Below are 24,360 nucleotides of genomic sequence, written 5' to 3'. Positions count from 1 at the left end.
TCACCTGACATGCCCCTAGCCTCGATTCCCAGCCCTTCCCAGGGGGTCTGGTATCTCGGAATCATCCCGATCCGGGCCTATGCACTGTGCATCGTGCTCGGCGTCGTCGTCGCCGTCTGGCTGAGCGAGCGGCGCTGGGTCGCCCGCGGCGGCCAGAAGGGGACGATCATCGACATCGCCGTCCCCGCGGTGATCTTCGGTCTGATCGGCGGCCGGCTCTACCACGTCATCACCGACTGGCAGACCTACTTCGGCAGCCGTGCGATCAAGGAGCCGTACCAGGCCCTGTTCATCTGGGAGGGCGGGCTCGGCATCTGGGGCGCGATCGCGCTCGGCGGCGTCGGCGTGTGGTGGGCCGTGCGCAAGCGCGGCATCTCCATGAGCGCCGTCGCCGACACGGTCGCGCCGGGCATCGCCTTCGCGCAGGCCATCGGCCGCTGGGGCAACTGGTTCAACCAGGAGCTCTACGGCGGCCCGACCACGCTGCCGTGGGGCCTGGAGATCGACGTCGACCACGGCGGCGAGCCGGGCGTCCTGTACCACCCGACCTTCCTGTACGAGTCGTTGTGGGACGTCGCGCTCGGCTTCCTGCTCATCCTGGCGGGCAAGCGGTTCACGCTGCGGCACGGGCGGCTGTTCGCCCTCTACGTCGCCGGTTACACGCTGGGCCGCTTCTGGATCGAGGGCCTGCGCATCGACCCGGTCGGCGGGGTCGACCACGCGGTGACCTTCCTCGGCCTGCGGCTCAACCAGTGGACGTCCATCGTGCTGTTCGTCGGCGCGCTGGTCTACCTCTGGGTGACCAGGAACAAGGACACCGAGGAGCGGGTCGTGCCGCTCGACCTGACGGTGGACCCGGCGCACGAGAGCGGCCAGGCCGATCCCGGCTCGTCCGACGCGCCGGCCGTCGTGGCGGCCGAACCTGCCGATCGTTCCGAGGAGGGCGACGGTCCGGCCGACTCGGCCGAGCCCGCCGAACCCTCCGGCACCGACGCGGACGACGACGCGGACGACGACGCCGCGACGAAGGAGAAGAACCCGCGATGACCGGCGGCGCGGAGATCCACCATCGTCATCGCGACGTCAGCGGGGGCTGGTTGCGGCCCTCGGTGTTCGGCGCGATGGACGGCCTGGTGTCGAACTTCGCGCTCATCGCCGGCGTCGCGGGCGGCACCGCCAGCACCAAGGTCGTCGCCCTCAGCGGCGTGGCCGGGCTGGCGGCCGGGGCCCTGTCCATGGCGGGCGGCGAGTACGTCTCCGTGGCCAGCCAGCGCGAACTGGCCCAGGCCGAGATCGCCGTGGAGCAGCGGGAGCTCGCCGGCAACCCGGAGGCCGAGCTGGCCGAGCTGGCTCAGTCGTTCGTGGACAAGGGGGTGGAGCCCGACCTCGCCGCGGCGGTGGCCGGGCAGATCTCCCGCAATCCCGAGCGGGCCCTTGAGGTCCACACCCAGAACGAGCTGGGTGTCGTTCCCGGCGCGCTGCCCTCGCCGAAGGTGGCGGCCGTGTCGTCGTTCCTGTCGTTCAGTGTGGGGGCGGTGCTGCCGCTCCTGCCGTACCTGTTCGGAGTCGAGGGGCTTACCTTGTCGGCCGTGGTGTCGTGCGCGGCGTTGTTCGGGGCGGGCGCGCTGGTGTCCGCCGTGACGGCGCGCAGCTGGTGGTACTCGGGGTTGCGTCAGCTCGTGGTGGGCGCGGTGGCCGCGGGCATCACGTACGGGCTGGGCAACCTGATCGGGGCGTCGGGACTGTGAGATCGGGACGACGCTCCGGCGACTCCTCCGGCGCCGGCGACCACACTCCGGGCACCGGCGGCACCTTCGGCTCCGGCGGCGCTTCCGGCGGGTATGGCGGTGCTCCCGGGGCCTATGACGGTTCCGGGCATTCCGGCGCTGCTCCCGGCGCGCCCGGTGCTCCTGGCGCCCCCGGTGCTTCCGGCGCTTCTGGTGGGGCCGGCGGCGGCGGGCGAGCCGGTGGTTCGCGTGGCGGGCGTGGCGCGGGGTCCGGGAGGGCTCGTCGCCGTTCCGCCGCACGCGCCGCCGAGGCCCCGGCGCCCGAGCAGCCGACGGCCGGCGGCGACGGCGGACAGGACCTCTGGGCGGCCCGCCGCGCCGCCCGCCCCCAACAGCTCCCCGACGCGGGCTGGGCCCCCCGCCCGTCCGCTCCCCAGGGCACCGACGCCGCCTGGCCCTCTCACCCCGCCCCGCAGGGCTCCGACGCGCAGTGGGCGGCTCGTTCCGGCTCCCAGGGCTCGGATGCGCAGTGGCCAGCTGGTCCCGCCGCCTCTCAGGGGCCGAATGCGCAGTGGCCTGCTGGTCCCGGCTCTCAGGGGTCCGGCGCGCAGTGGTCCGCTGGGTCCGGATCGCAGGGGTCGGATTGGGCCGCGCAGCCCGCTGGGCCTGGGACGCCCGCGCCCGCCGACGACGCCGAGGCACCGCGCGGCAGACGTTCCCAGCGGGGCAGACGTTCCCAGGCAGGCACCCAGACAGGCACGGAGTCCGGCCGGGGCAGGCGTGCCCAGGAGGGCGGAGAGGCGTCCCGGGGGAGACGTGCCCACGACGGTGGGGAGACGGCTCGCGGGAGAAGGCGGGCCTCGGACAACGACGACGCGGTCTGGGCCGCGAGCATGGACGACCTGGCGGAGGCCGCCCGTACGGGCCGTCGCAGCGCGGCCACCGGCGGCGGCGAGCAGTCCCGGCCGGGACGCCGCAGCGCCCCCACGGACGGTGGCGGGCACGACGACGGATCTGAGGGTTTCGCCGGGTTCGGGGTGTCGGGATCGTCCGCGGAGTCCGGAAGGACCAGGGAGTCCGCCGAGTTCCCGACCGGCTCCGGGTCGCGCAAGCGGCGTCGCACACCGCGCTCCGACTGGCAGTTCCCGGTGCTCACCGAGTGGGGCCTGCGTCCGGAGCAGCAGCGGCTGATCGTCATCATCGCCACGGTCATCGGCGTCGTCGCGGGCGCGGCGGGGCTCGTGGCGGTCGTCGGCTCGCTCGGCGAATACACCCCTGAGCGGGAGGCCAACGCCGCCGTCCTCGGGCCGGACGCCGCCATGCCCATGTCCTACCAGGGCTGGAGCTCGCCCAAGCTGTTCGCCTCCCTGGCCGACCGGGCCAAGGACAGCCGGGAGCTCACCGACAAGGAGGTGTTCGGGCAGAGCGAGCTCGCGGTCTCCAAGAAGCTCACGCTCAAGCTCGCCGCCAAGCGCATCGACGCCGACTGCTCGGCCGCCCTGTGGGGCACGGCCCTGCTGGAGAAGGTGTCCGAAGCCGACTGCCTCCAGGCGGCCCGCGGCCTGTACGTCAGCTCCGACGGCCGCTACGTCGGCCAGTACACGCTGCTCAACCTCAAGGACGGCCAGTCGGCCGGCGACCTGGTCGAATCCCTGAAGACCCTCTACCGGGGCGGCTGGGTACGGCCGTTGACCTCGTCCAAGGCGGCCTTCCCGGCGGGCGGCTACTCCGAGGGCGGCGGCTACGCGCTCGGCCACTACGTCGGCCTCGTCTGGCTCGGCAAGACCGACGGCCTCGACCCCACCGCCCGGGACGACTTCGTCTCCGTCACGCTGGCCCTGCGCGGCGCCGAGAAGTCCGTCTACCGCCGGGTCGTCGCGATCACGGGCCCGGCCTCGTGACGTCGTCTCCGACGGTCGCGATCAGGAGAGCAGTCGTCATGTCCCGGGAGGCGGTCGCGTGATGTCCCGTCGTGTCGTCGTGGTGGCGGGGGTGGCCGTGGGAGTGCTGGCGGTCGCCGTGGCCGGGTGGTTGTGGCTGCGTCCGGGGGAGCCGCGGCCGGCCGCCTTCCGGGGCGAGCCCACCTCGGCCTTCTACGCGGCCGTCGACTCCCGGCAGGCCGACGCCGCGCCGCTGACCGCGCAGGAGGTCTTCACCGCCGAGACGAAGACGCTCGGCTCGCTGCGGCGGGTCTCCACGCAGGAGCACGCCGACTGCGACGAGGTCCTGTGGGGAGCGTCGGCGTCCGGGTGCACGCAGGTGCTGGCGGCGGCGTACGAGGGCGACGGGCTGGCCGGGCAGTTCGCCATCTTCAACCTGCCTGACGGGCGCGCGGCCGACGCCCTGGTGGCGGCGCTGGGCAAGGACGGCTTCGTGCGGCAGGACGCCGCGTTCGACGCCGCCCGCAGCCGTGCCCAGGCGCGTGCCATGGGCCACTACGTGACGGTGAGCTGGGCGGGCGGCACGGTCTCCGCCGACGGCCTGGTCACGGCACTGGTCGCCCTCGACGGTCTCGGCCGCGTGGTCCAGAACCGCATCCTCGCCGCCACCTGACCGCCCGTGACACCGATTCCGGGGCCGGGGGCATTGCGGGGTCAGGGGGTCGTGGTGGTGAGGGCGGTGACGGTGGTGGAGACGGCGGTGGGGAGCCCGGTCAGGCGGTGGAGGGGGCTTCCAGCGGGGTCAGGTCGTCGGACCAGGGAGCCGTCTGGCGGATGAGCGTGCGGGCCTCGTTCTTGGTGAGCGCCGTGCCCTGGTCGCGGGCCACCGCGATGAGGGCCTCCCGCCAGGTGTTGGCGAGTTTGGCGTGGCCGTTGTCGAGGATCCGGCGCAGCACCGCGTCGGCCGCACCGGCGGGTTGCGGGCGGCGTACGGCGTCGAGCGCCCCGCCCGTCCGGCGGAACTCGTAGACGGCGGTCAGCGCCTCGGGCAGGGGCGGCAGGTCGGCCCCCCACACGCGTACGTGCGCGGCGCGGGTGGCGAGCAGCACGCGGGGGAGCGCCGCCTCCAGCCCTGGCGGCAGCGCGACGGCCACCCGCTCGACGGCCGCCGCGTACGGCTTGGCCAGCCAGGTCGCCAGCCGCACCCGGGGCTGGGGGAGCTCCTTGGGCCACTCGCCCACCAGCAGGTCGGCCTCGAACCCGGCCAGGTCGGGCGCCGGGAACGCCGCCGGGGCCGCCTCGACCGACTGGGGGCCCTGGGTGTAGATGGCCGTGGCCTGACGGCCCAGCCGGGCATTGACCGCCGGGCGGGTCTTGGTCGTGGGACGCAGCAGGTAGAGGTCGGCCGCCGAGCCGATCGCCTCCGCCCCGAAATAGCGATTGAAATCCGGATAGATCGCCTCGTAGGCGAGGTTGAGCTCCGACAACGCCTGCTGGACCTTGAAGGCCAGCATCGGCGTGCGCTCGCTGGCCCCGTACGCCACCAGCACCCGCCCGTCGTCCTTCAGCCCCTCCAGGGCGCGCGCCGTGAACAGCCCGATCCCCTCCGGCGTGTAGGGCGGGTCGGTGAACGCCAGGTCGTGCTCCCGCGCCGAGGCCGGCAGCCCGAGCCGCAGGTCGGCCCAGCGCGTGCGGACCCCGAGCTCCTGCTCGTCGATGTAGGCCAGGATGCGCTCGTCGACGTCGACCACCGTGACGTCGGTCTCGGGATGGACCAGCTTGACGGCCAGCGAGGTCAGGTCGTGGTCGCCGACGCACAGCAGCCGCGCTCCGGGCAGCCAGTAGCGCGCCCCGAGCAGCAGCGCGCGCCGCAACGCCGTCTCCGGCGTGGCCGAGACGTGGTCGAGCACGTGACGGGCCCGCGGCGCGCCCGCGACCAGCGCGGTGAGGCGTTCGAGCACGCCGGGGTAGTGGGGGAGCAGGTGGGCCACCGGGTCTTCGGGCGGCGACGCCATGGCCAGCAGGTCCTGGTAGGCGGGCGTGTCGCCGGCCGGCACCCGGAACTTCTCGCCCGAGCGCTCCAGGCGCACCTCGCGCAGCAGGGCCTCGATCGTCCGCCTGGAGGTGGCGGTCTCCCTGACCAGGCCGCCCAGGGCCCACCACTGGCCGTCGCACAGGAGGGTGAGGGCGTGCCGCAGCCGCCTGCCGTCGACGCCCGCCTCGGCCAGCAGGCGCTCCACCCCGTCACGATCCATGGGCCAACCCTATCGAGGGGCGGGCCCGGCTCCGGCCGCCCGCCGAGCGGCCAGGGCCCGTTCGGGAGGAGCTTCAGTGGTCTGTGAGAGCCATGGGGCAACAGGGGCGTGACCTGGGAATTCTGATGGCCCGGTCCGGGGTTTGGGATGGGAGGTTCGGATGCTGGAACCGTGCGCAATGTTCGCAATGCGGACGTGGCGGGCACCATTCCGGCATCGTGCGGTAATCTCTACCCACGATATGCAGCAGGGCCAACGTCGTCCCCGCCTGTAGAGCAGTTCTTGACAGACGAAGACGACGGGAGGGATTCAATGCCTGCTGCCCACCTCGGATTCCCCGAGCCTCAGGGCCTCTACCACCCCGCCAACGAGCATGATGCCTGCGGTGTCGCCATGGTTGCCGACGTCGCCGGACGCCGTGGGCACACGATCGTGGTCAAGGCGTTGACGGCGTTGTGCAATCTCGATCACAGGGGAGCCAAGGGTAGCGAGCCGGACACCGGCGACGGAGCCGGGATCCTGACGCAGATCCCCGATGGGTTCTACCGCGCGAGCGTGCCGTTCGCGCTGCCCGAGGCCGGCGCGTACGCGACCGGCATCGCCTTCCTGCCGGCCGACGAGCAGGCCAGGGGCGTCGCCACCGGCCTGATCGAGGAGATCGCGGCCGAGGAGGGCCTCACGGTGCTGGGCTGGCGGGACGTCCCCGTCGACCGCGCCCTGCCGGGCCCGAGCGCCCGCGCCGTCATGCCGCACTTCGCCCAGCTCTTCGTGTCGAGCCCCGGCGGCGAGCAGGGCCTCGACCTCGACCGGCTGGCCTTCTGCCTGCGCAAGCGGTCCGAGCACGAGGCGGACGTCTACTTCCCCTCGCTGTCGGCCCGCACGGTGGTCTACAAGGGGATGCTCACGCCCGACCAGGTGGAGCCGTTCTTCCCCGACCTGAGCGACGAGCGTTACGAGAGCGCGATCGCGCTGGTGCACTCGCGCTTCTCCACCAACACCTTCCCGAGCTGGCCGCTGGCCCACCCCTACCGGTACGTGGCGCACAACGGCGAGATCAACACGGTCAAGGGCAACCGCAACTGGATGCGGGCCCGCGAGGCGATGCTGGCATCGGCCCACATCCCGGGCGACATCTCGCGGCTCTTCCCGATCTGCGACCCCGACGGCAGCGACACCGCCAGTTTCGACGAGGCCCTGGAGCTGCTGCACATCGGCGGCCGGAGCCTGCCGCACGCGGTGCTGATGATGATCCCCGAGGCGTGGGAGAACCACACCGAGATGGATCCGGCGCGCCGCGCCTTCTACGAGTTCCACTCCTCCCTGATGGAGGCGTGGGACGGCCCGGCCTCCATCACGTTCACCGACGGCACCCTGGCCGGGGCCGTGCTCGACCGCAACGGGCTGCGTCCCGGGCGTTTCTGGGTGACCGCCGACGGGCTGGTCGTGCTGGCCTCGGAGGCCGGCGTGCTGGACTTCGCGCCCGAGGACGTCGTCCGCAAGGGCCGCCTGCAGCCGGGCCGCATGTTCCTCATCGACACCGCCCGCGGCAAGATCATCGAGGACGACGAGATCAAGGCCGAGCTGGCCGCCGCGCTCCCGTACGAGGAGTGGCTGCACGCCGGGCTGGTCAGGTTCGAGGAGCTGCCCGCCCGGCAGCGGGAGATCCCCACGCACGAGGCGCTGGTCAAGCGGCAGCAGACCTTCGGCTACACCGAGGAAGAGCTGCGGATCATCCTGTCGCCGATGGCCAGGAGCGGTGCCGAGCCGATCGGCTCGATGGGCACCGACACGCCGGTCGCGGTGCTGAGCGAGAAGCCGCGGCTGCTGTTCGACTACTTCACGCAGCTGTTCGCGCAGGTCACCAACCCGCCGCTGGACGCCATCCGGGAGGAGCTGGTCACCTCGCTGGCCAGCGTGCTCGGCCCCGAGGGCAACCTGCTCGACCCGGGCCCGACCTCCTGCCGCCAGCTCGTGCTGCCGTACCCGGTGATCGACAACGACGAGCTCGCCAAGATCATCCACATCAACGACGAGCACGACCTGCCGGGCTTCCACCCGCACGTCATCAGCGGCCTGTACGAGGTCGCGGGCGGCGGCCAGGCGCTGCTCGGCCGCCTGGCGGAGATCAGGGCCGAGGCGTCCAGGGCCATCGCGAACGGCGCGCGGATCATCGTGCTGTCCGACCGCGGCTCCTCCGACGCGCTCGCCCCGATCCCGTCGTTGCTGCTCACCGGCGCGGTGCACCACCACCTGATCCAGGAGAAGACCCGGACCAAGATCGGGCTGGTCATCGAGACCGGCGAGGCCCGCGAGTGCCACCACATGGCGCTGCTCATCGGCTACGGCGCCGGCGCGGTCAACCCGTACCTGGCGATCGAGACCGTCGAGGACCTGGTCGACACCGGTGTGCTGCAGATCGGCAAGCACAAGGCCGTGCGCAACCTGATCAAGGCGTACGGCAAGGGCGTCATCAAGGTCATGTCCAAGATGGGCGTGTCCACGGTGGCCTCCTACACCGGCGCGCAGATCTTCGAGGCGCTCGGCCTGAGCCAGGAGGTCATCGACGCCTGCTTCACCGGCACGACGTCCCGCCTGGGCGGCGTCGGCTTCGACGTGCTGGCCGAGGAGACCGCCCAGCGCCACCGCCACGCCTACCCGCGGGCGGAGAACGCCCACCGCAGGCTCCAGGTCGGCGGCGAGTACCAGTGGCGGCGCGAGGGCGAGCCGCACCTGTTCAACCCCGAGACCGTCTTCAAGCTGCAGCACGCCACCAGGACCCGCCGCTACGAGATCTTCAAGGAGTACACGAGCCTCGTGGACTCCCAGGCCGAGCGGCTGATGACCCTGCGCGGCCTGTTCAAGCTGCGCAAGGGGCAGTCGATCCCGATCGACGAGGTCGAGCCGGTCGAGAGCATCGTCAAGCGCTTCTCCACGGGCGCGATGTCGTACGGCTCGATCTCGATGGAGGCGCACGAGACGCTCGCCATCGCGATGAACCGGCTCGGCGGCAAGTCCAACACCGGCGAGGGCGGCGAGGACCCCGAGCGCCTGTACGACGCCACCCGCAGGTCGGCGATCAAGCAGGTCGCCTCCGGCCGGTTCGGCGTCACCAGCGAGTACCTGGTCAACGCGGCCGACCTGCAGATCAAGATGGCCCAGGGGGCCAAGCCCGGCGAGGGCGGCCAGCTCCCCGGCCACAAGGTCTACCCGTGGATCGCCAAGACCCGCCACTCCACGCCCGGCGTCGGCCTCATCTCGCCGCCGCCGCACCACGACATCTACTCGATCGAGGACCTGGCCCAGCTCATCCACGACCTGAAGAACTCCAACCCGGAGGCCAGGGTCCACGTGAAGCTGGTCGCCGAGGTCGGCGTCGGCACGGTCGCGGCGGGCGTGTCCAAGGCGCACGCCGACGTGGTGCTCATCTCCGGCCACGACGGCGGCACCGGCGCCTCGCCGCTGACCTCGCTCAAGCACGCGGGCGCGCCCTGGGAGCTCGGCCTGGCCGAGACCCAGCAGACGCTGCTGCTGAACGACCTGCGCGACCGCATCGTCGTGCAGGTGGACGGCCAGCTCAAGACCGGCCGCGACGTCGTCATCGCCGCCCTGCTGGGCGCCGAGGAGTACGGCTTCGCCACCGCTCCGCTGGTCGTCTCCGGCTGCGTGATGATGCGGGTCTGCCACCTCGACACCTGCCCGGTGGGCGTCGCCACGCAGAACCCCGAGCTGCGCAAGCGCTTCAGCGGCAAGCCCGAGTTCGTGGTCAACTTCTTCGAGTTCATCGCCCAGGAGATCCGCGAATACCTGGCCGAGCTGGGCTTCCGCTCGCTCGACGAGGCGATCGGGCACGTCGAGATGCTCGACACCACGGCCGCCGAGAACCACTGGAAGGCCGGCGGGCTCGACCTGTCGCCGATCCTGCACCAGCCCGACCTGCCCGCGGGCACGCCCAAGCGGCGCACCGTCGAGCAGGACCACGGCCTGGAGCACGCTCTCGACAACACCCTGATCCAGCTCGCCGAGGGCGCGCTCAACGAGGGCACCCCGGTCACGCTGGAGCTGCCCATCCGCAACGTCAACCGCACGGTCGGCACCATGCTCGGCTACCAGGTGACCAAGCGGTACGGCGGCGAGGGCCTGCCCGAGAACACCATCGACATCGGCTTCACCGGCTCGGCGGGCAACTCCTTCGGCGCGTTCGTGCCCCGCGGGATCACGCTGCGCCTGACCGGCGACGCCAACGACTACCTCGGCAAGGGCCTGTCGGGCGGGCGGATCACCGTCCGGCCGCACGAGGAGGCGCCGCTCGACGGGCACATCATCGCCGGCAACGTCGCCCTGTACGGCGCCACGTCCGGCGAGGTGTTCGTCCGCGGGGTGGTCGGCGAGCGGTTCTGCGTCCGCAACTCCGGCGCCACGGCGGTCGTCGAGGGTGTGGGCGACCACGGGTGCGAGTACATGACCGGCGGCCGGGTGGTCGTGCTCGGGCCGACCGGGCGCAACTTCGCGGCCGGCATGTCCGGCGGCGTGGCGTACCTGCTCGACCTGCGGCCCGAGCGGGTCAACCGGGAGATGGTCGCCATCGAGACGCTGTCCGAGCAGGACGCCGAGTTCCTCAAGGAGACGGTCGAGAAGCACTTCGCCGAGACCGCGTCCCCGGTGGCCAAGCAGCTGCTGGCCGACTGGGACGCCGCGCTCGCCCGGTTCGGCAAGATCATGCCGACCGACTACAAGAGGGTGCTGGAGGCCGCCGAGGCCGCCCGCGCCGAAGGCAGGGACATCGACGAGGCCGTCATGGCGGCTGCGGTTCAGGGCTAGGGAGGCGTACTCGATGGCTGACCCCAAGGGTTTTCTCACGCACGAGCGGGAGCTGCCGGCGCGCCGCCCGGTCGACGTCCGCATCAGCGACTGGCGGGAGGTCTACCAGGACTTCCCGCAGGAGAAGCTGACCAGGCAGGCGGCCCGCTGCATGGACTGCGGCATCCCGTTCTGCCACAACGGCTGCCCGCTCGGGAACCTCATCCCCGAGTGGAACGACCTCGTCCACCGCACCGACTGGCGCGAGGCGATCGAGCGGCTGCACGCCACGAACAACTTCCCGGAGTTCACCGGCAGGCTCTGCCCGGCTCCGTGCGAGGCGGCGTGCGTGCTCGGCATCAACTCCGACCCGGTGGCGATCAAGCGGGTCGAGGTCGAGATCATCGACCGCGCGTTCGCCGAGGGCTGGGTGACCCCGCAGCCGCCGCGGGTGCGCACCGGCAAGAAGGTGGCCGTCGTCGGCTCGGGCCCCGCGGGCCTGGCCGCCGCCCAGCAGCTCACCAGGGCCGGGCACGACGTGGTGGTGTTCGAACGCGCCGACCGCATCGGCGGCCTGCTGCGGTACGGCATCCCCGAGTTCAAGATGGAGAAGCGCCACATCGAGCGGCGCCTGGAGCAGATGCGGGCCGAGGGCACCAGGTTCCGCACCGGCGTCGACGTCGGCGTCGACGTCACCGCGGCCGAGCTGCGCGAGCAGTTCGACGCGGTGGTGCTGTCGGGCGGCGCCACCCAGTGGCGTGACCTGCCGGTCGCCGGGCGCGACCTCAAGGGCGTCCACCAGGCGATGGAGTACCTGCCGCCGGCCAACAAGGTCCAGGAGGGCGACTACGAGGTCGCGCCGATCTCGGCCGAGGGCAAGCACGTCGTGGTGATCGGCGGCGGCGACACCGGGGCCGACTGCATCGGCACCGCGATCAGGCAGGGCGCCGCGTCGGTGACCCAGCTGGAGATCATGCCGCAGCCGCCCGCGTCCCGGCCCGGCAGCCAGCCGTGGCCGACGTTCCCCATCCTGTTCAAGATGGAGAGCGCGCACGAGGAGCTGGCCGACGGCGGCGGGAAGCGCGTCTACGCGGTCTCCACCACCGAGTTCGTCGGCGACGCCGAGGGCAACGTCAGGGCGCTGCGCCTGGTCGAGGTCGAGGGGCCGCAGAACGGCTTCAAGCCGATCCCCGGCACCGAGCGGGAGATCCCGGCCGAGCTGATCACGCTGTCCATGGGCTTCCTCGGGCCGGAGAAGGGCGCCCTGCTGGAGGACCTGGCCGAGGTCGCGGGCGAGGGCTTCTACGACGCCCGCGGCAACGTCGCCCGGGACAAGACGTACATGTCGAAGGTGGAGGGCGTGTTCGTGGCCGGTGACATGGGCCGCGGGCAGTCGCTCATCGTGTGGGCCATCGCCGAGGGCCGTTCGGCCGCCTCGGGCGTCGACCGATACCTGAGCGGGGAGACGGCGCTGCCGTACGCGATCCTGCCGACGGCGCGTCCGCTGGTCTGACCTGCGCGAAGGGCCCCGAAGCCGGAAGGCTCCGGGGCCCTTCGTCATTTGCACACTCTGCAAGACTTGCAGAGTGTGCAAATGCTGCGTAGAGTGCAACACATGGAGAGTCCGGAACAGCGCCGTGAGCGCCGCCGGGCCGAGAAGCGGCAGGCCATCCGGCTGGCCGCGGTGCGGCTGGCGCTCGACGACGGCCTCGACGCCGTGACCGTCGAGGCCATCAGCGCGGCGGCCGACATCTCGCCCCGCACGTTCTTCAACTACTTCGCCTCCAAGGAGGAGGCGCTCGTCATGGAGCCGGTCTGGCGGCCGGACGACATCGTCGCCATGCTCGCCGACCGTCCGGCCGGTGAGCCCGCCTTCCGGTCGCTCAAGGCGGTGGCCCGGGAGCTCGCCGTGCGGGTGCGCCCGATCTGGGACACCATGCAGCCGTTCATGGAGCTCAACAACCGTTATCCCGAGCTGGCCGCCAGGGCGCGCGCCGTCGACCAGACCCAGATCATGGAGACGGTCCTCGGCGCCGTGCGGGCCCGGCCCGGAGTGACCAGCGGCATCCACGCCCGGATGCTGCTCATCGCGACATTCGGCGCGATGATCTCCGCCATCCAGGAGTCGGCCGCCACGGACAAGCCGGTCGAAGAACTGCTCGACGAGGCGTTCGCGCTGCTCGAACGCGGACTCTGACACATCCGAAGAAAAGCGGCGATCGGGGTGGCACCCCCGACCGCCGCGGATTCCTCCTGCCCTCGCGAAAGAAGCAAGGAGACAACTGAATGGTATCGACAATCGCCCAGGAGGCCGCACCGCGGCGCGGCCTCCTGCTCAGCATGGGCTCGCTGCTGCTGTGCCTGTTCCTGGCCGCCGTCGACCAGACGGTGGTGGCCACGGCCACCCCCACCATCGTGGGCGAGCTGAACGGCCTGGAGAACGTGTCGTGGCTGGTCACGGCGTTCTCCCTGGCCTCGGGCATCGTCGCGCCCCTCTACGGCAAGCTCAGCGACATGTACGGCCGCCGCCGCCTGTACCTGTCGGCCATCGCCCTGTTCCTCGCCGGCTCGGCCCTGTGCGGGCTCGCCCAGACGATGGCCCAGCTCATCGCCTTCCGCGCCTTTCAGGGCATCGGCGCCGGCGGCCTGATGGTGCTGACCCTGGCGATCTCGGCCGACATCGCCACCCCGCGCGAGCGCGCCAAGTTCCAGGGCCTGTTCGGCGCGGTGATCGGCGTGGCCGCCGTCCTCGGGCCGGTCATCGGCGGCTACCTCACCGAGCACGTCTCCTGGCGCTGGATCTTCTACATCAACCTGCCGCTCGGCGCGATCGCGCTGGCGGTCGCCTTCGCCGTGCTCCGGCTGCCGCGGCGCACCTCGCCGCACCGGATCGACTGGCCGGGGGCCGCGCTGATCTCCGGGGTGCTGACCTGCCTGACGTTGTTCGCCTCGTGGGGCGGGACGACGTACGCGTGGATCTCGCCGGTCGTCGTGGGGCTGGGCGTGGGGGCGGTCGTGCTGGCGTGGCTGTTCGTGCTGGTGGAGCGCAGGGCCGAGGAGCCGGTGCTGCCGCTCGGGCTGTTCCGCGACCGCACGTTCACGATCGCCACGGCGACCATCGTGCTGATGGCCACCGGGATGGTGGGGGCGGCCACCTTCCTCCCGCTCTACCTGCAACTGGCCGCGGGGGCCAGCGCGTCGAACTCGGGGCTGCTGCTGCTTCCGCTGATGACGGGCATGATCGCGTCCTCGGCCGTCGCGGGGCGGGTGGTGACCGGGCTGGGGACGTACAAGTGGGTCGTGGTGACCGGGGCGGCGCTGGCGACGGTGGCCGCGTTCCTGTTCTCGACCATGGGGCTGGGGACCGGGGCGGTCACGTCCGGGCTGTACATGGTGCTGTTCGGGGTCGGGCTCGGCATGGTGCTGCAGAACCTGATGCTGGCCGTCCAGGTCAGCGCGCCCGCCGCCGACCGGGGCGCGGCCACGTCGGTGGTGTCCTTCGCCAGGAACGTGGGCGGCGCCGTCGGGGTGGCCGTGCTCGGGGGCGTCTTCAGCGGCCGGCTGGGGCAGGCGGCCCTGGCCTCGGGGGCCGCCGGTGCGGTGCCCGAGTCCGTACGTCCGGCGTTCGCCGAGGCGATCAGCGGCGTCTTCGCCTGGGTCACGCCGGTCATGCTGGTCGGCGTCGTCCTGCTGGCCTGTCTGCCGAACGTGAGCCTGCACCGCGACGCCTGACCCCGTAGGACGCGGGCTCTGGACGAAAGCCCCCAGAGCCCGCGTGACCCCCCATTAGCCGAAATTTCACACCTAAGTTGCATCAGCCGTTGAGTGTCGGGAAGATGCAGATTCTGCGACAGTCGGTGGATGGGGGAGCAATGCGGCGAGTCGCCTCTGGCCTGACGGCGCTGGCCGTCGCCGCCGCGCTGACCGCGTGCTCGGCCGCCGCCGGCGACCGGACCACCCCCGAACAGCCCGCGCAGGACGGCCCCACCAGCTCCGCGCAGCCCACCACGACCTCCCGCACCGGCCAGAACCAGAACCTGGTCTTCTACGCCGACGGCAAGCAGAGCCAGGCCCTTGCGGCCGTCAAGCGCGCCGGCGGCACGGTCGTCGAGGAGGACGGCAAGCTCGGCTACGTGCTCACCCAGGGCGGCGGCGACGGTTTCGCCGAGGGCGTCGGCGCCGACCCGGCCGTCGTCGGCGTCTCGCCCGACCGCCGCGTCATCGGCTCCACCTCCTCCCGCGCCGCCCGCCCAGCCGGCGGGGGCTTCCCCGACGCCGGATCCATGGCCGGGAAGGGCCTGGCCCAGGAGCCGCTGGCCCACCTCCAGTGGGACATGAAGATGATCGGCGCCGACCGGGCCAACGCCAAGGCCCCCGGCAGCAAGAAGGTGCTGGTCGGCGTCATCGACACCGGCATCGACGGCAAGCACCCCGACATCGCGCCCAACTTCGACCGCGAGCTGAGCCGCAACTTCGTCATCGACAAGCCCAAGGACGAACGCGGCGAGACCCTGGACGGCCCCTGCGAGGCCCCTCCTGCAAGGACCCCGTGGACGAGGACGACGACGGCCACGGCACCCACGTCGCCAGCACCATCGCCTCCCCGATCAACGGCATCGGCATCGCCGGCGTCGCCCCGGACGTGCGGCTCGTCAGCATCAGGGCCGGCCAGGACTCCGGCTTCTTCTTCCTCAAGCCCAGCCTCGACGCCCTCACCTACGCCGCCGACATCGGCGTGGACGTCGTCAACATGAGCTACTACGTCGACCCCTGGCTGTTCAACTGCGCCGCCAACAAGGCCGACACCAAGAAGGAGCAGCTCGAACAGCGGGCCGTCGTCGTCGGCATGCAACGCGCCCTCGACTACGCCCGCGGCAAGGGCGTCACGCTCGTCTCCGCCCTCGGCAACGGCTCCACCGACCTGGGGCACCCCACGGCCGACAGGCAGAGCCCCGGCTACCCGCGCGGCGACGAGAAGACCCGCAAGATAGACAACTCGTGCGTCAACGTGCCCGCCGAGTCCAAGGGCGTCATCTCGATCTCCGCCGTCGGCCCGTCCGGACGCAAGGCCGTCTACAGCGACTACGGCCTGGAGCAGACCGACCTGGCCGCCCCCGGCGGCGACGCGCTGGACGGCAAGGGCGCCGCGGCCACCCGGTCGATCCTGGCCGCCGCCCCCGAGCACGTGCTCAAGGCCGGCGGCCGGATCGACGCCGCCGGCAAGCCCAAGGGCGCCGACGTCGTACGCGACTGCCACAAGGGCGCCTGCTCCTACTACCAGTACCTCGACGGCACCTCCATGGCCGCCCCGCACGCCACCGGCGTCGCGGCCATCCTGATCAGCCGGTTCGGCAAGCCCGGCCCCGGCGGCCTGGCCATGGACCCCGCCACCGTCGAGGACCTGCTCTACCGGACCGCGACGCCCGTGGCCTGCCCGACGCCGCGCGCCTACGTCTACAAGGTGTACGGCGAGAACAAGACCCACCAGTGTGAGGGCGACCAGGCCAAGAACGGCTTCTTCGGGCACGGCGTCGTGAACGCCTGGAAGGCGGCCACCATAGAGCCATGATGTACCGCCTGCTCGCGGACGCAGTGATGGTGACGCACTTCACCTTCCTCGCCTACGTGGCCCTGGGCGGGTTCCTGGCCTGGCGGTGGCGGCGGACGATCTACCTTCATCTCGCGGCCGTCGGCTGGGCCGTGGTGACACTCGTCACCGGTGTGGACTGCCCGCTGACCGTCGCCGAGGACTGGGCGCGGCGCAGGGGCGGGCTGCCGGGCCTGCCGCCGAGCGGCTTCGTCGACCACTACATCGAAGGCGTGATCTACCCTGAACAGTACGCGAACTTGGTACGGCTCGGACTCGCCGTTCTCGTGTTGTTCTCCTACGTCGGGTACGTTCTCCGTCGTCAGTGACTGCCAAGTGGTCTGTACCAATTAAGGTAGGACTCGTGACTCGTCGCGCGAAAATCGTCTGCACCCTAGGCCCAGCCACTTCGTCCAAAGAACGCCTCCACGAGCTGATCTCCGCGGGCATGGACGTGGCACGGTTCAACCTCAGCCATGGCAACCATGACATGCACAGAGAGGTCTACGACCGGGTCCGGGAGGTGGCGGCCGACCTCGGCCGCGGCGTAGGCGTGCTCGCCGACCTGCAGGGCCCCAAGATCCGCGTCGGCACCTTCGAGGAAGGGCCGGTGCGCCTCGGCTTCGGCGACGTCTTCACCATCACCACCGAAGACGTGCCAGGAGACCGCGAGCAGGTCTCGACCACCTACAAGGGCCTGCCCGGCGACGTGCGTCCCGGCGACAAGATCCTGGTCGACGACGGCCGCCTGGTCCTGGAGGCCACCCGTGTCGACGGCGACCGCGTCACCACCCGCGTCGTCATCGGCGGCATGATCTCCAACAACAAGGGCCTCAACCTGCCGGGCGTCAACGTCAGCGCCCCCGCGCTCACCGACAAGGACGAGGCCGACCTGCGCTGGGCGCTGCGCACCGGCTTCGACATGATCGCGCTGTCCTTCGTCCGCCGTCCCTCGGACGCCGACGTCGTGCGCAACATCATGGAGCAGGAGGCCGTCCGCCTGCCGCTGCTCGCCAAGATCGAGAAGCCGCAGGCCGTCGACCGCCTGCCGGAGATCGTCGAGGCCTTCGACGGCATCATGGTCGCCCGCGGCGACCTCGGCGTGGAGCTGCCGCTGGAGCAGGTGCCGATCGTGCAGCGGCGCATCATCGGGCTGTGCCGCGAGAAGGCCCGCCCGGTCATCGTCGCCACCCAGATGCTCGACTCCATGATGAGCGCCCCGCGCCCCACCCGCGCCGAGGCCAGCGACGTCGCCTACGCCGTCATGGACGGCGCCGACGCCGTCATGCTGTCGGGCGAGACGTCGGTCGGCAGCTACCCGATCGAGTCGGTCGCGACGATGGACCGCATCGCCTGCGCCGCCGAGAAGTCGTCCCTGCACGCCACCCACAGCCTGGAGCGCCTGCCGGAGACCACCGGCGGGGCCATCGCCAGGGCCGCGGCCGAGGTCGGGGCGATCGTCGGCGCCAAGGCGCTGATCGCGTTCACCATGTCGGGCGAGACCGCCCGCCGCCTGGCCCGCTACCGCTCGCCGATCCCGCTGCTGGCCTTCACCTCGGCCCCGCACGTGCGCGGGCAGCTGTCGCTGACGTGGGGGGTGGAGACGTTCCACGTGCCGTTCGTGCACCACACCGACGACATGGTGCGGCAGGTGGAGGCGTCGCTGCTGTCGCTCGGGCGGCTGGAGAAGGGCGACAAGGTGGTCATCGTGGCCGGCTCGCCTCCCGGCACGCCGGGCAGCACCAACGCGCTGCGGGTGCACACCATCGGCTCCGCGGTCTCCCACGCGAACTGACGCGCACGCCGCCGCCCGACCCGCCCACGCTCCGCGCAGGCTCGCCCAGGCGGGCGAGCCTGCGCCGGTTGCCCCGTGCGGACTTTTCTTCCTTACGGCTTCGCCCGGCCGGCCACCCGCCGCACTCCGGCCGGGGGCCCTCCAGGAAACGCCCGCTGACCCTTCACCGGCGCGCCGCCGTGACGGAGCGCCCTGTGGGCCCCCTCCGTGGCAGCCGGCCGGCGGAGAGGGCCTTGACGGTCAGTGGGCGTGCAGGGCGGCGTTCAGGGTGATGCCGGAGCCCGTGCGGGGGATGGCCTCCACCGCGCCCGACTGCGAGTTGCGGCGCAGCAGGATCCCGTTCGAGCCCGACAGCTCCGCCGCCTTGACCACCGTGCCGTCGGGCAGCGTCACCCGCGTGCCCGCGGTCACGTAGAGGCCCGCCTCCACGACGCAGTCGTCGCCCAGCGAGATGCCGATGCCCGCGTTGGCGCCCAGCAGGCAGCGCTCGCCGATCGAGATGACCTGCTTGCCGCCGCCCGACAGCGTGCCCATGATCGAGGCGCCGCCGCCGACGTCGGAGCCGTCGCCGACCACCACGCCCGCCGAGATGCGTCCCTCGACCATCGAGGTGCCCACCGTGCCGGCGTTGAAGTTCACGAAGCCCTCGTGCATGACGACCGTGCCCGACGCCAGGTGGGCGCCCAGCCGCACCCGGTCGGCGTCGGCGATCCGCACGCCCTCCGGCAGCACGTAGTCGACCATCCGCGGGAACTTGTCCACCCCGTACACCGTCACCACGCCCTTGGCCCGCAGGCGCAGCCGGGTGCGCTCGAAGCCGGGCACCGGGCACGGCCCGAAGTTGGTCCACACCACGTTCGCCAGCAGGCCGAACTGGCCGTCCAGGTTCACGCCGTGCGGCCGGACGAGCCGGTGGGAGAGCAGGTGGAGCCGCAGGTAGACGTCGTGCGCGTCGACCGGCGGCTCGGAGAGCTTGGCGACGCCCGTGCGCACCGCCACCACCTCGACGCCCCGCGCCGCGTCGCGGCCGGTCAGCGCGGCCAGCTCGCCGGCCTCCTCGGCGGAGATCCGCTCGGTGCCCGTCGCGGGCGGCTCGCCCAGCTCGGGAGCCGGGAACCAGGTGTCGAGAACGGTGCCGTCGTCGGCGATGGTGGCGAGGCCGACGCCGAACGCGCCGGTCGAGGTGGGATCGATTGCAGTCACGAGCCAAAAATACCGGGCGCCCGCTCAGCCCAAGGAGCCCAGGTCCGCCGACAGCCACCGCTCGGGCCGCATCCGGAACGTCACCAGGACGTGCAGGTCCGAGCCGTGCACGTAGCCCGACACCGCCTCCTGCGGCAGGTAGCGGGCGGCGATGCGGGTCAGCTCCTCGATCGTCGTGGGGTCGGAGCGCACCACCGGGCCCTCGACCGACACGTACCGGTAGGTCGGGCTGACCCGCTGGACCAGCATCGTGAACCGGCCCGCCTTCGCCACCAGCCGCGCCTTGCGCGACTCGCTGTCGGTCAGGAACCTGATCTCGCCGCCGGGGCTGTAGTCGTACCAGACGGGCACGGCCAGCGGCGACCGCCCCGCGCCCGTCTCCACCGCCAGGCTCGCGATGTGCGGCTCGGCCAGGAACGTCTCCCGCTCGGTCACGCTCAACGGCATCCCCCGCCACCCCCGTCTCGTCCGTCGCAATTCGTCACAGAGGACTGTTCCCGGCGAACCGCCCGCGAAATCCCGCCCGGCCGCCGCGCCGGCTCCTTGATCGCGCCGGCGCCCTCACCGGCGAAAACCACTCGCACCGCCGCCGGGGGGCCGCCATCATCGTCAGGTTGGCCACCCTCGGGCCGGACGGGTCGACCGGTGGGTTCTTCGACGACGACGGGACATCGCCTTGGCAGACATCATCGAGCTCAACCGGCGGTCGGTGCGGGCCACCGTCGACCTGGTGAACACGATCAAGCCCGCCGACCTCGACCGGCCGACGCCCTGCGCCGGATGGGCCGTCCGCGACCTGCTGGAACACCAGATCGTGCAGAACCACGGCTTCGCCGTGGCGGCCTCGGGCGCGCGGTCGGAACTGGCGAGCTGGCAGCCGCGCCCCCTGGGCGAGGACCACGTGGCCGAGTACGCGGCCTCCGCGCAGGCCGTCATCGCCGCCTTCGCCGCGGACGGCGTGCTCGACCGGGCCTTCTTCCTGCCCGAGATCCGCGACGGCGGCCCGTTCCCGGCGGCCATGGCGATCGGCTTCCACTTCATCGACTGCGTCGTGCACGCCTGGGACTTCGCCAGGGCTCTCGGCGTGCCGCCCGGCATCGACGACGACCTCGCCGCGGCCGCTCTCCCGCTGGCCGCGCAGGTGCCCGACACGCCGGAATCGCGCGGTTCAGGGAAGGCGTTCCTGCCCGGCGTGGAGCCCGGCGCCGCCGCCGCGGCCCTCGACCGCGTGGTCGCCCTCCTCGGCCGCTCGCCCTACTGGACGCCCTGACCCGGTCAACGATTTCGGGCCCACCTGTCGAGCCGGCAGTCACGGGCGGAAAAAAGAAAACCGCCCGGCCTACGAGGGGGCCGGGCGGTCAGGCCGGTGCCCCGGGTGGGATTCGAACCCACACTGTATGGATTTTGAGGCCATCGACTCTGCCGTTGGTCTACCGGGGCGACTTCGTCCGGTTGGTGATCTCGCAGCGTAATGCCCGAGGCCGCACCGGCGTGGATCTAATCTACCGGACGTCTGTACTCTTCTGCTCGTGAGTACGCAGCGGCGAGTAGTGATCGCGGAAGACGAGGCCCTGATCCGCCTCGACCTCAAGGAGATGCTCCAGGAGGACGGTTACGTCGTCGTGGGCGAGGCCGGTGACGGGGAGCAGGCGATCCGGCTCGCCGCCGACCTGCGGCCCGACCTCGTCATCCTCGACGTGAAGATGCCCGTGCTCGACGGCATCTCGGCGGCCGAGCGCATCGTGGCCGACCGGATCGCGCCGTGCCTCATCCTCACCGCCTTCTCCCAGCGTGACCTGGTGGAGCGGGCCCGCGACGCGGGGGCGATGGCCTACCTGGTCAAGCCGTTCACCAAGGCCGATCTGGTGCCGGCGATCGAGATGGCGGTCAGCAGGCACGAGGAGATGGTGGCGCTCAGCGCGGAGGTGTCCAGCCTTTCCGAGCGGCTGGAGACCCGCAAGCTGGTCGAGCGGGCCAAGGGCCAGTTGATGGCCCAGCACGGCTGGACGGAGCCGCAGGCGTTCCGGTGGATCCAGAAGGCGTCGATGGACCGGCGGCTGAGCATGCGGGAGGTTGCTCAGATCGTTATAGACGACGCGGCCGAGCGGGCATGAAAAGCGCCTATATCAGGTGATTTAGCCCCGCGGGTTGTGGCCCGGTCACGACTGGGCATCCAACCGGCTTCGGCTTCTTTCTGCGCAGGCGTCCCGGCGCATGCTGATGGGCGGACGGAAGGTCCGCTCATCTCGAACGGAGACGCTTTCGATGATCCGCATTTCCCGCGCGCTGGCCGTCGCCACAGCGGCGAGCCTGGCACTGGCGGCGTGTTCGACCGGCGGCACGACCGCCGGGACGGGCGCGACCGGAGCCGCGTCCGTGACGCCCTCCTCGGCCGCTCCGGTCAAGGGGGACGGCACGCTGACGATCGGCACCGTGCTGCCCCAGACGGGCAATCTCGCGTATCTGGGACCACCCGAGTTCGCCGGGGTCGACCTGGCGCTGAAGGAGATCAACGACGCCGGGGGAGTGCTCGGCAAGCCGGTGGCGAAGATCGACACCGACTCGGGCGACACCACGACCAACATCGCCTCGCAGTCGGTGGACAAACTGCTCGGCCAGAAGGCCGACGCGATCATCGGCGCGGCGTCCTCGTCGGTGTCGGAGTCGATCCTGGACAAGATCACGCGGGCGGGCGTGGTGCAGTTCTCGCCGGCCAACACCTCCGACAAGTTCACCACGATCAACGACCAGGGCCTGTACTTCCGTACGGCGCCGCCGGACAAGCTGCAGGGCCGCGTGCTGGGCGACCTGGTGGTCTCCGACGGCAACGACACGGTCGGCATCCTGGCGATGCAGGACTCCTACGGCTCCGGCCTGGCCGACCAGGTGACCAAGGCGGCCGAGGAGGCCGGTGCGACCGTGGTCGAGCGGGTGGACTACGACCCGAAGGCGGCCGAGTTCTCCGCGGACGTGGCCAAGGTCAAGGCCAAGAACCCGAAGGCGATCGTGCTGATCGGCTTCGAGGAGACGGCGAAGGTCGTGCAGGAGCTGGTCAAGCAGGGTCTGACGGCCGACAAGGTCAAGTGGTACATGGTGGACGGCAACATGTCGAACTCCAACTACCTCAAGATGCCCAAGAGCACGCTGAAGGGCGTCAAGGGCACGATCCCGGGTGCCGCGGCCCCGGAGGCGTTCCAGAAGCGGCTGCTGACGGTGAACCCGAAGCTGACGAACTACACCTACGCGGCGGAGTCGTACGACGCGACGACCCTGATCGCGCTGGCGGCCGAGGCGGCCAAGGACGACTCGGGCACCGCGCTGGCCCCGAAGCTGATCGAGGTCAGCACGGGCGGCGAGAAGTGCCAGGACTTCAAGGCGTGCGCCGACCTGCTGAAGGCGGGCAAGGACATCGACTACGACGGCGTGAGCGGCCCGGTGGACTTCAACGACGCCGGTGACCCGTCGGTCGCGACGATCGGCGTCTACCAGTACGACAAGGACAACAAGTACGACGCGGCCAAGGCGCTCGAATATCGCAAGGGCAACATCGCCGGCTAGGCAGTGGCGGCTCCGAGCCGGACAACCCGCCATAACCACCCCAGTCCCGAAATTTCGGGCTGGGGTGGTTCATGTGGAGTCATGACCGTAACGCTGATGAAACATGCAATTACAGAGGGTGATTGCGACATTACAAATTAGCATAAAAGTACCCGAAATCCCCCACATCTCCCCGTCAAAGAGGCATGCTGAGCTCGGAAAACGCAGCGAGGGAGATCGTTCCCCGCTGGGAATAAGGGGAGTCTCTTTTATGATCCGCATTGCTCCAGCAGGGCGCTTCCTGGCCGTCGCGGCAGCGGCGAGCCTGGCCCTGACGGCCTGTGGCGGCGGTGGCGACACGGCCGCGCAGCAGACCACGTCCGCGGCGCCGTCCTCTTCGGCCCCGGCCACCCAGACGGAGGCGGCCAAGGGCGACGGCACGCTCACGATCGGCACCGTGCTGCCGCAGACCGGTTCGCTGGCGTTCCTCGGCCCGCCCGAGTTCGCCGGCGTCGACCAGGCCGTCAAGGAGATCAACGACGCGGGCGGCGTGCTCGGCAAGCCGGTCACCAAGATCCACACGGACTCGGGTGACACCACCACGAACGTGGCCTCGCAGTCGGCGGACAAGCTGATCGCGCAGAAGGCCGACGCCATCATCGGCGCCGCCTCCTCGTCGGTGTCCGAGTCGATCATCGACAAGGTCACCGGTGCCGGCGTGGTGCAGTTCTCGCCCGCCAACACCTCTGACAAGTTCACCACGATCAGTGACCAGGGCCTGTACTTCCGTACCGCGCCCCCGGACAAGCTGCAGGGCCGCGTGCTCGGCGACCTGATCGCCGCCGACGGCAACGACACCATCGGCATCCTGGCCATGCAGGACTCCTACGGCTCCGGCCTGGCCGACCAGGTGACCAAGACCGCCGAGGCGGCCGGCGCCAGCGTCGTGGAGCGCGTGGACTACGACCCGAAGGCGGCCGAGTTCTCCGCGGACGTCGCCAAGATCAAGGCCAAGAACCCGAAGGCGATCGTGCTGATCGGCTTCGAGGAGGGCGCCAAGGTCATCCAGGAGCTGGTCAAGCAGGGCCTGACGGTCGACAAGGTCAAGTGGTACATGGTGGACGGCAACATGTCGAACACCAACTACCTCAAGATGCCCAAGGGCACGCTCAAGGGTGTCAAGGGCACGATCCCCGGCGCCGAGGCTCCGGAGGACTTCCGCAAGAAGCTCCTGGAGATCAACCCCAAGCTGGAGGACTACACCTACGCCGCCGAGTCCTACGACGCCTCGATCCTCATCGCCCTGGCGGCCGAGGCGGCCAAGGACGACAGCGGCAAGTCCATCGCCGCCAAGCTGCCCGAGGTCAGCAAGGGCGGCGAGAAGTGCAAGACCTTCAAGGAGTGCGCCGACCTGCTGAAGGCCGGCAAGGACATCGACTACGACGGCATCAGCGGCCCGATCGAGTTCAACGACGCCGGTGACCCCGCCGTGGCCACGATCGGCGTCTACCAGTACGGCGACGACAACAAGTACGCGCCCAAGGCCCTGGAGTACCGCACGGGCAACATCGAGGGCTGA

At 71.2% G+C, this 24,360-nt stretch carries 18 protein-coding genes and 1 tRNA gene; 15 read left to right on the top strand and 4 right to left on the bottom strand.

What is annotated here, in order from left to right; all coding sequences use genetic code 11:
* Nucleotides 1-93: 93 nt before the first annotated feature.
* From lgt to ACNF49_RS41890, 4 genes are all read left to right on the top strand, one after another.
* Nucleotides 94-1,047, top strand: a complete 954-nt coding sequence (gene lgt / locus ACNF49_RS41905; RefSeq protein ID WP_482941234.1) for a prolipoprotein diacylglyceryl transferase — start codon at nt 94-96, stop codon at nt 1,045-1,047.
* Complete coding sequence (locus ACNF49_RS41900) at nt 1,044-1,748, top strand: VIT1/CCC1 transporter family protein (protein WP_357993584.1); 705 nt, start codon at nt 1,044-1,046, stop codon at nt 1,746-1,748. The genes lgt and ACNF49_RS41900 overlap by 4 nt, the downstream gene beginning before the upstream one ends.
* An 872-nt stretch (nt 1,749-2,620) precedes the next feature.
* Nucleotides 2,621-3,628 carry a hypothetical protein gene (locus tag ACNF49_RS41895; protein WP_482941233.1) on the top strand — a complete coding sequence of 336 codons (1,008 nt, stop codon included), beginning with the start codon at nt 2,621-2,623 and terminating at the stop codon, nt 3,626-3,628.
* A 61-nt stretch (nt 3,629-3,689) separates the two neighbouring features.
* The gene (locus tag ACNF49_RS41890) at nt 3,690-4,280 is read left to right on the top strand and encodes a hypothetical protein (protein WP_482941232.1); all 591 of its coding nucleotides are present in this window, start codon (nt 3,690-3,692) and stop codon (nt 4,278-4,280) included.
* Nucleotides 4,281-4,380: 100 nt separating this feature from the next.
* Here the strand turns inward: ACNF49_RS41890 and ACNF49_RS41885 are convergent, their stop codons facing one another.
* Entirely contained in the window at nt 4,381-5,862 is a 1,482-nt protein-coding gene (locus tag ACNF49_RS41885) for a bis-aminopropyl spermidine synthase family protein (RefSeq protein WP_482941231.1), read from the bottom strand.
* Between the two features lie 312 nt (nt 5,863-6,174).
* Between ACNF49_RS41885 and gltB the strand changes: the two genes are divergently transcribed.
* From gltB to pyk, 7 genes are all read left to right on the top strand, one after another.
* On the top strand, nt 6,175-10,680 hold the full coding sequence (gene gltB, locus ACNF49_RS41880; protein WP_482941230.1) for a glutamate synthase large subunit: 4,506 nt from the start codon (nt 6,175-6,177) through the stop codon (nt 10,678-10,680).
* Between the two features lie 13 nt (nt 10,681-10,693).
* Nucleotides 10,694-12,172, top strand: a complete 1,479-nt coding sequence (locus tag ACNF49_RS41875) for a glutamate synthase subunit beta (protein ID WP_482941229.1) — start codon at nt 10,694-10,696, stop codon at nt 12,170-12,172.
* Between the two features lie 102 nt (nt 12,173-12,274).
* Entirely contained in the window at nt 12,275-12,856 is a 582-nt protein-coding gene (locus ACNF49_RS41870; protein ID WP_482941228.1) for a TetR/AcrR family transcriptional regulator, read from the top strand.
* An 89-nt stretch (nt 12,857-12,945) separates the two neighbouring features.
* The gene (locus ACNF49_RS41865) at nt 12,946-14,391 is read left to right on the top strand and encodes an MDR family MFS transporter (RefSeq protein ID WP_482941227.1); all 1,446 of its coding nucleotides are present in this window, start codon (nt 12,946-12,948) and stop codon (nt 14,389-14,391) included.
* A gap of 817 nt (nt 14,392-15,208) precedes the next feature.
* Nucleotides 15,209-16,228 (top strand): S8 family peptidase, encoded by a 1,020-nt coding sequence (locus tag ACNF49_RS41860; protein ID WP_482941226.1) that lies wholly within the window; start codon nt 15,209-15,211, stop codon nt 16,226-16,228.
* Complete coding sequence (locus tag ACNF49_RS41855; protein WP_357968196.1) at nt 16,225-16,575, top strand: DUF2784 domain-containing protein; 351 nt, start codon at nt 16,225-16,227, stop codon at nt 16,573-16,575. Before ACNF49_RS41860 ends, ACNF49_RS41855 begins: the two co-directional genes overlap by 4 nt.
* A gap of 35 nt (nt 16,576-16,610) precedes the next feature.
* Nucleotides 16,611-18,041: a pyruvate kinase gene (gene pyk / locus ACNF49_RS41850; RefSeq protein WP_357968198.1), complete on the top strand. Its 1,431-nt coding sequence runs from the start codon at nt 16,611-16,613 to the stop codon at nt 18,039-18,041.
* Between the two features lie 240 nt (nt 18,042-18,281).
* On the opposite strand, the gene dapD is transcribed toward pyk, so the two are convergent.
* Nucleotides 18,282-19,244 (bottom strand): 2,3,4,5-tetrahydropyridine-2,6-dicarboxylate N-succinyltransferase, encoded by a 963-nt coding sequence (gene dapD / locus ACNF49_RS41845; protein ID WP_482941225.1) that lies wholly within the window; start codon nt 19,242-19,244, stop codon nt 18,282-18,284.
* 24 nt (nt 19,245-19,268) lie between these two features.
* Nucleotides 19,269-19,691, bottom strand: a complete 423-nt coding sequence (locus ACNF49_RS41840; protein WP_357968201.1) for a pyridoxamine 5'-phosphate oxidase family protein — start codon at nt 19,689-19,691, stop codon at nt 19,269-19,271.
* A gap of 229 nt (nt 19,692-19,920) precedes the next feature.
* Between ACNF49_RS41840 and ACNF49_RS41835 the strand changes: the two genes are divergently transcribed.
* Nucleotides 19,921-20,514 (top strand): TIGR03086 family metal-binding protein, encoded by a 594-nt coding sequence (locus tag ACNF49_RS41835; RefSeq protein ID WP_482941224.1) that lies wholly within the window; start codon nt 19,921-19,923, stop codon nt 20,512-20,514.
* A gap of 97 nt (nt 20,515-20,611) precedes the next feature.
* Here the strand turns inward: ACNF49_RS41835 and ACNF49_RS41830 are convergent.
* Nucleotides 20,612-20,684, bottom strand: a tRNA-Leu gene (locus tag ACNF49_RS41830).
* A gap of 89 nt (nt 20,685-20,773) precedes the next feature.
* Here ACNF49_RS41830 and ACNF49_RS41825 point away from each other — a divergent pair.
* The 3 genes from ACNF49_RS41825 to ACNF49_RS41815 all read left to right on the top strand — a co-directional run bounded on the left by ACNF49_RS41825 (nt 20,774) and on the right by ACNF49_RS41815 (nt 24,360).
* On the top strand, nt 20,774-21,358 hold the full coding sequence (locus ACNF49_RS41825) for an ANTAR domain-containing response regulator (protein WP_357968205.1): 585 nt from the start codon (nt 20,774-20,776) through the stop codon (nt 21,356-21,358).
* Nucleotides 21,359-21,509: 151 nt separating this feature from the next.
* On the top strand, nt 21,510-22,802 hold the full coding sequence (locus ACNF49_RS41820) for an ABC transporter substrate-binding protein (RefSeq protein WP_482941223.1): 1,293 nt from the start codon (nt 21,510-21,512) through the stop codon (nt 22,800-22,802).
* A gap of 250 nt (nt 22,803-23,052) precedes the next feature.
* Complete coding sequence (locus tag ACNF49_RS41815; RefSeq protein ID WP_357968209.1) at nt 23,053-24,360, top strand: ABC transporter substrate-binding protein; 1,308 nt, start codon at nt 23,053-23,055, stop codon at nt 24,358-24,360.

The sequence above is a fragment of the Actinomadura sp. ATCC 39365 genome, assembly GCF_054392275.1.
The sequence above is the reverse complement of the archived record's forward strand: the minus strand, read 5'-3'. Positions and strand labels throughout refer to the sequence as shown.

Bases quoted from the DNA above. Each gene is read 5' to 3' on its own strand.
- gltB (WP_482941230.1), top strand. From the start codon at position 6,175: ATGCCTGCTGCCCACCTCGGATTCCCCGAGCCTCAGGGCCTCTACCAC.
- ACNF49_RS41890 (WP_482941232.1), top strand. From the start codon at position 3,690: ATGTCCCGTCGTGTCGTCGTGGTGGCGGGGGTGGCCGTGGGAGTGCTG.
- ACNF49_RS41840 (WP_357968201.1), bottom strand. From the start codon at position 19,691: ATGCCGTTGAGCGTGACCGAGCGGGAGACGTTCCTGGCCGAGCCGCAC.
- ACNF49_RS41895 (WP_482941233.1), top strand. From the start codon at position 2,621: ATGGACGACCTGGCGGAGGCCGCCCGTACGGGCCGTCGCAGCGCGGCC.
- ACNF49_RS41885 (WP_482941231.1), bottom strand. From the start codon at position 5,862: ATGGATCGTGACGGGGTGGAGCGCCTGCTGGCCGAGGCGGGCGTCGAC.
- ACNF49_RS41855 (WP_357968196.1), top strand. From the start codon at position 16,225: ATGATGTACCGCCTGCTCGCGGACGCAGTGATGGTGACGCACTTCACC.
- ACNF49_RS41865 (WP_482941227.1), top strand. From the start codon at position 12,946: ATGGTATCGACAATCGCCCAGGAGGCCGCACCGCGGCGCGGCCTCCTG.
- ACNF49_RS41870 (WP_482941228.1), top strand. From the start codon at position 12,275: ATGGAGAGTCCGGAACAGCGCCGTGAGCGCCGCCGGGCCGAGAAGCGG.
- ACNF49_RS41815 (WP_357968209.1), top strand. From the start codon at position 23,053: ATGATCCGCATTGCTCCAGCAGGGCGCTTCCTGGCCGTCGCGGCAGCG.
- ACNF49_RS41900 (WP_357993584.1), top strand. From the start codon at position 1,044: ATGACCGGCGGCGCGGAGATCCACCATCGTCATCGCGACGTCAGCGGG.
- ACNF49_RS41875 (WP_482941229.1), top strand. From the start codon at position 10,694: ATGGCTGACCCCAAGGGTTTTCTCACGCACGAGCGGGAGCTGCCGGCG.
- ACNF49_RS41820 (WP_482941223.1), top strand. From the start codon at position 21,510: ATGATCCGCATTTCCCGCGCGCTGGCCGTCGCCACAGCGGCGAGCCTG.